The sequence below is a fragment of the Dietzia sp. B19 genome, assembly GCF_014145155.1.
Lineage (GTDB): Bacteria > Actinomycetota > Actinomycetes > Mycobacteriales > Mycobacteriaceae > Dietzia > Dietzia natronolimnaea.
This window is the reverse complement of the sequence record NZ_JAALED010000319.1, coordinates 1-4,472: the sequence shown is the minus strand read 5'-3', so window position 1 is coordinate 4,472 and position 4,472 is coordinate 1. Positions and strand designations below refer to the sequence as shown.

The 4,472-nt window shown below is 61.7% G+C and carries 5 protein-coding genes and 1 tRNA gene; 4 read left to right on the top strand and 2 right to left on the bottom strand.

Features of this window, described 5'->3' with window-relative positions:
• From G6020_RS09685 to G6020_RS09670, 4 genes are all read left to right on the top strand, one after another.
• A partial coding sequence (locus G6020_RS09685) for a septum formation initiator family protein (protein WP_182610473.1) occupies positions 1 to 670 on the top strand: 670 nt, incomplete at its 5' end.
• On the top strand, positions 667 to 1,218 hold the full coding sequence (locus G6020_RS09680) for a DUF501 domain-containing protein (RefSeq protein ID WP_182610472.1): 552 nt from the start codon (positions 667 to 669) through the stop codon (positions 1,216 to 1,218). The genes G6020_RS09685 and G6020_RS09680, both read left to right, overlap by 4 nt.
• Positions 1,219 to 1,271: 53 nt before the next feature.
• Entirely contained in the window at positions 1,272 to 2,225 is a 954-nt protein-coding gene (locus G6020_RS09675; RefSeq protein WP_347238346.1) for a Ppx/GppA phosphatase family protein, read from the top strand.
• Positions 2,226 to 2,277: 52 nt separating this feature from the next.
• A tRNA-Leu gene (locus G6020_RS09670) sits at positions 2,278 to 2,351 on the top strand.
• Positions 2,352 to 2,361: 10 nt separating this feature from the next.
• On the opposite strand, the gene G6020_RS09665 is transcribed toward G6020_RS09670, so the two are convergent.
• Positions 2,362 to 4,068, bottom strand: coding sequence for a DUF2075 domain-containing protein (locus tag G6020_RS09665; RefSeq protein ID WP_182610470.1), 1,707 nt, complete (start codon positions 4,066 to 4,068; stop codon positions 2,362 to 2,364).
• Complete coding sequence (locus G6020_RS09660; RefSeq protein WP_182610469.1) at positions 4,055 to 4,381, bottom strand: nucleotide pyrophosphohydrolase; 327 nt, start codon at positions 4,379 to 4,381, stop codon at positions 4,055 to 4,057. The genes G6020_RS09665 and G6020_RS09660 overlap by 14 nt, the downstream gene beginning before the upstream one ends.
• Positions 4,382 to 4,472: the final 91 nt, after the last annotated feature.

Here is a 4,472-nt window from a genome sequence, read left to right as displayed (position 1 = left end):
GCCCAGCCGCGAGCGGGACCGGCCGGTGCCCGCCTCAGCCCGCTCCGGCCGGGTGGGTTCGACCGCGCATCCGGAGGCCCACCGGCTCACCACGCGGACCGACCTCTCGGACACCGTGCTGGGCCCGCGGAACTACACGCCTCGGCGGATCGGGCTCCTCGCCGTCGTCGCCATCATTCTTTTGGTGACGGTGTCGTTCCCCCTGCGCAATCACTACCAGTTCCTCTCGGACGAGAAGGCGGTGGCGCAGGAGCGGGCCGCGCTGCAGGCCACGATCGCCGAGCTCGAGGCCGAGGAGCAGTTGCTCGCCGATCCGGCGTACATCGAGCAGCAGGCCCGGATCCGCTTCGGTGCCGTCAAGCCGGGGGAGACCCCGTACCGGGTGAGCCCGGTGGATCCGGTGGAGCAGGCGGCGGCCGAGCAGCGGGCGGCCGAGTTGGCGGCGCTGCCGTGGCAGACGCGGGTGTGGGATTCCATCTCCGTGCCCGCCGATCCCATCTTCCCAGAGAACTCGAGTCTCCCGGGGGGCACGTCGGTCCTCGAGGGCACCAGCATCCCCGGCGGCCCCGACACCCCGGCCGTTCCGGTGGACCCAGAGCTCGGGAACCTCGACATCGACAACCCGGGCGCCGCCCCGCAACCCCAACCACAGGAGGACCCCCCAGCGTGAGCGCCGAACACAGCGTGTCCAGTGACGATCTCGAGGCGATCGAGGCCCAGCTGGGCCGGCGGCCGCGCGGGGTGCTGGAGGTGTCCTACCGCAGTCCCGACGGCAGGCCCGGGGTGGTCAAGACCGCGCCGCGGTTGGAGGACGGCACCCCGTTCCCGACGCTGTACTACCTCACCGATCCGCGGCTCACCGCCGAGGCGAGTCGGCAGGAATCCGCGGGGATCATGAGGGGGATGACGACGAGGTTGACCGCCGACCCCGAGATGGCCCTCAACTACACCCAGGCTCATGAGCGGTATCTGTCCCAGCGCAACGAGATCGAGGACCTCGGGACGGACTTCTCCGGTGGCGGGATGCCCGAGCGGGTCAAGTGCCTCCACGTATTGATGGCGTACGCGCTGGCCGAGGGGCCCGGCGTGGTGTGGCTGGGCGATGAGTCCGTGGCCCTGGCTTGCGAGGCCGGCCTGCGCGGCAACGCGCTGCCCGAGGACTGGCCCACTCCCAAGGAGTTGGGCGTGCCCGACTATTACGCGCAGGAGCAGGAGTGACCGCGACTGCTACCGATGGCACTGTCCGGGGCGGGCCTGTTCGCGTCGGCGCTGTGGACTGCGGAACCAACTCCATCCGCCTGCTCGTCGCCGAGGGCGTACCTGGCCAGCCCGGGCTCACGGACGTCCACCGCGAGATGCGGATCATCCGGCTGGGCGAGGGCGTGGACGCCACCGGCAGGCTCTCGCCCGAAGCGATCTCCCGGTGCCGCACCGCGCTCACCGACTACGCGGCCACCATGGCTGAGCTCGGTGTGCAGTCGGTGCGGATGGTCGCCACTTCAGCCACCCGCGATGCCAGCAATAAAGACCAATTCTTCGGTATGACCGCCGAGGTGCTCGGTGAGCACTTCCCGAGCGCGCAGGCCGAGGTGATCAGTGGGCAGACCGAGGCCGAGCTGACCTTCGCCGGCGGAGTGACCGACCTCGACCCGACCGACGGACCGTTCGTGGTGACTGACCTCGGCGGTGGGTCGACGGAGATCGTGGTGGGCGAGCTACTTGACGGAGAGGTCCGGATCCTCGGAGCCCGCAGCCTCGACGTGGGCTGCGTGCGCCTCACCGAGCGGGTGCTCCACTCGGACCCGCCCACCGCAGCTGAGATCGCTGAGGCCCGCACCGTGATCGCCGACGCCCTGGCCGAGGCCGGCGACGTGCCAGTCGGCCGGGCCGCTCGCTGGGTGGGCGTGGCCGGCACGTTCACGACGCTTTCAGCGTTGGCGCAGGGGCTGGGGAAGTACGACCCCGAGCGGATCCACGGCAGCGTGATCCCGCTCGATCGTATGCGCGAGGTCTGCGACCGGTTGGTTGCCTCGTCGGTGACGGAGCGCCGCAGTCTGGGACCGATGCACCCGGGCCGCGCGGACGTGATCGGCGGGGGTTCCCTCGTGGTCCAGGCGCTGTGTGATGTGATGGCAGAGCGCGTGGGGTTGTCGGAGCTCACGGTGAGTGAGAAGGACATCCTGGACGGCATCGCGATGTCGGTGCTGACCCGCCTGGCCAGCTAGTTCGGCCTGGCGCGCTGTGCGCCACCCGGCCCCGCCCCGGCGGGGTCGACAGGCCCCCATAGCCCAATTGGCAGAGGCAGACGGCTTAAAACCGTTTCAGTGTCGGTTCGAGTCCGACTGGGGGTACCGTTGCGACCTAGAAGTATTTCGCGAGATAAGCCCGAAGTTCTGGGTCGCAGACATAGACATAGGTTCCGAGCATCCCTCGAGTGAGCAAGACGGCGTAGATGTTCTGTATGTAGCGGACAAGTTCGTCGTTGGTGAACTTGCGCTGCTTGTTTCTCTGGATGCTTTTTCCGTCGAAGAACTGTGCTCGGTCAAACTTCATTTCTCCGGACTGCGGGGAGTAAGTAAGGTCCGGTCCGATGATGACGCCCGCGTAATTGAGGTCGTAACCCTGGATAGTGTGTATAGATCCAATCTCATCAATGGAGTTCGCGCTATTTACCCAATCGACGTCCGTTTGATTCCACCGAAATTTGGATCCGTCGATCACGATGTCATAGGCAGACTTATCGTTCTTTGACTGCCACTGCCACGCGTACCCGGCTAGGAATCGGGATAACCCCACTTCCTTTTCGCGAGTTCGAATCGCGCTTACAAAATCTCCAAAATCGGAGAATAGCCGAAGTTCGTAGCCTTCGAAGTGCTGCCGCGCGGGCTGTTCGTTCGAAAGCACTCGCCTGATGTATCCGACATAGTCCTGGTCAGACTTGACGCGCATCTGGGATGAAAGGCGGTACGAGCGGGTCTCAATATCGATCGAATCGACCAAGGCGTCCAGCGACGCCTTGGAAACATCCATTGTTCTTACGCTTTGCGCTGAATCAAGCAGGTAGATCTGATGCCTGCTTTGCTGATTGATCCAGTCAAGCTGAGTGTATTTAGGGTCGTCTTCTCCAAAGAGCTTTTCGTTAATCTCTCGAAACTCGATGTTCTTCATCGCAGAGGGCATGTTCGCACGTTGGCTGAGTCGATGGGTTTCATCGACAATCAGCAGGTCGTACTCGGACTCACTTTGTCCGACTTGGAATGGTGTGAGTACTGCGATAGGCGAAAGTCCCGGAGTCTTCTTGAAAACTTCTTGAATAGATTTTCGAAGTGACTGTTGCGGCACGACGAGGCCGATCTGGAAATTCTTGAGAAGCTCAGGGAAGCCCGGCGCGAAGAACTCGCTGAGGAGGGAGTCGCCTTCGGGCTGTTCGGTTTCTTCTGTGCTCTGGATGTCGGACAGGAGCTTCATGAGATAGATGGCGATGACCGTTTTTCCGGTTCCGGGGTTTCCGTGAATCAGGATCCGACTTTCCCGATCGTTTTCGAGATCCTCGAAGAGTCCGCTGAGGATGTCCTCGACCGTGATGGTCTGTTCTTGATTCAGCGCCTTGAAAGGCGAGAGTTTGAAAAGGTCAGTATTCTCAATTTCGGCTACTGTGCGAGTGAAGATACCCTCCGAGCGGAGCTCTTCGAAAATCTGGTCAAATTTCTCTTGATATCCAGGGCGTCCGTAGTAATCGGCATTAGTGATCCCGTCATTTCTGTTGAGGATCTTGAATTTTCCATCGCCAGCGGCCAACCGAATCAGATAACTTTCCAGGTCGAGGCATACCGACTTATTGAAAGTTTCGTCGATGATCACTCGGGCGTGATTCAGCTGGTGTTTTTTGCCGGAGTCAATGTGCTGACGTAGGCGGCCGGACCCATTTATCGATTCACCAATGTAGATTTCAGACTGGCCGTCAAGGGTATAGACGACCGGCCAGTTCTTATGCCGTGGGTCTGTATCGGCCCACACGCTCACCGCGTCAGGGTCAAAGGCGAACTTGTCGATCCTAAAGCCTGTCATACTTGTCGCTGCGTCCTCTGGCGGTTGCGGTGGGGTACTTTTCTCGGGTGATAGCGAGCTTTTCCAAAACTAACCGCTCGGGGGATTCTCCGAGACGATCTGCCAAGAGGTAGGCATATGTAAGCACATCTGCGAGTTCAAGACGCACCTCCGTTATGTCGTAGTCGTCGGACCACTGGAAACACTCTAGTAGCTCTGCTGCTTCGATCGATACCGACTTTGCTAGGTTTGCGGGAGAGTGAAACTGCGCCCAGTCTCGCTCCGCTACGAACAGACGTAGCTCGTCCCGTACGTGCCGTTGAGGAGAATCCATGTGACCATCTTGACAGCGCGGCGTTGATGGCGCGCGGTGTCTTCGCGAAAGGCTGTGGAATGGGATGAGTATTTGGAGGCTTGGGGGCCAC

Bases quoted from the DNA above. Each gene is read 5' to 3' on its own strand.
- G6020_RS09660 (WP_182610469.1), bottom strand. From the start codon at position 4,381: ATGGATTCTCCTCAACGGCACGTACGGGACGAGCTACGTCTGTTCGTA.
- G6020_RS09665 (WP_182610470.1), bottom strand. From the start codon at position 4,068: ATGACAGGCTTTAGGATCGACAAGTTCGCCTTTGACCCTGACGCGGTG.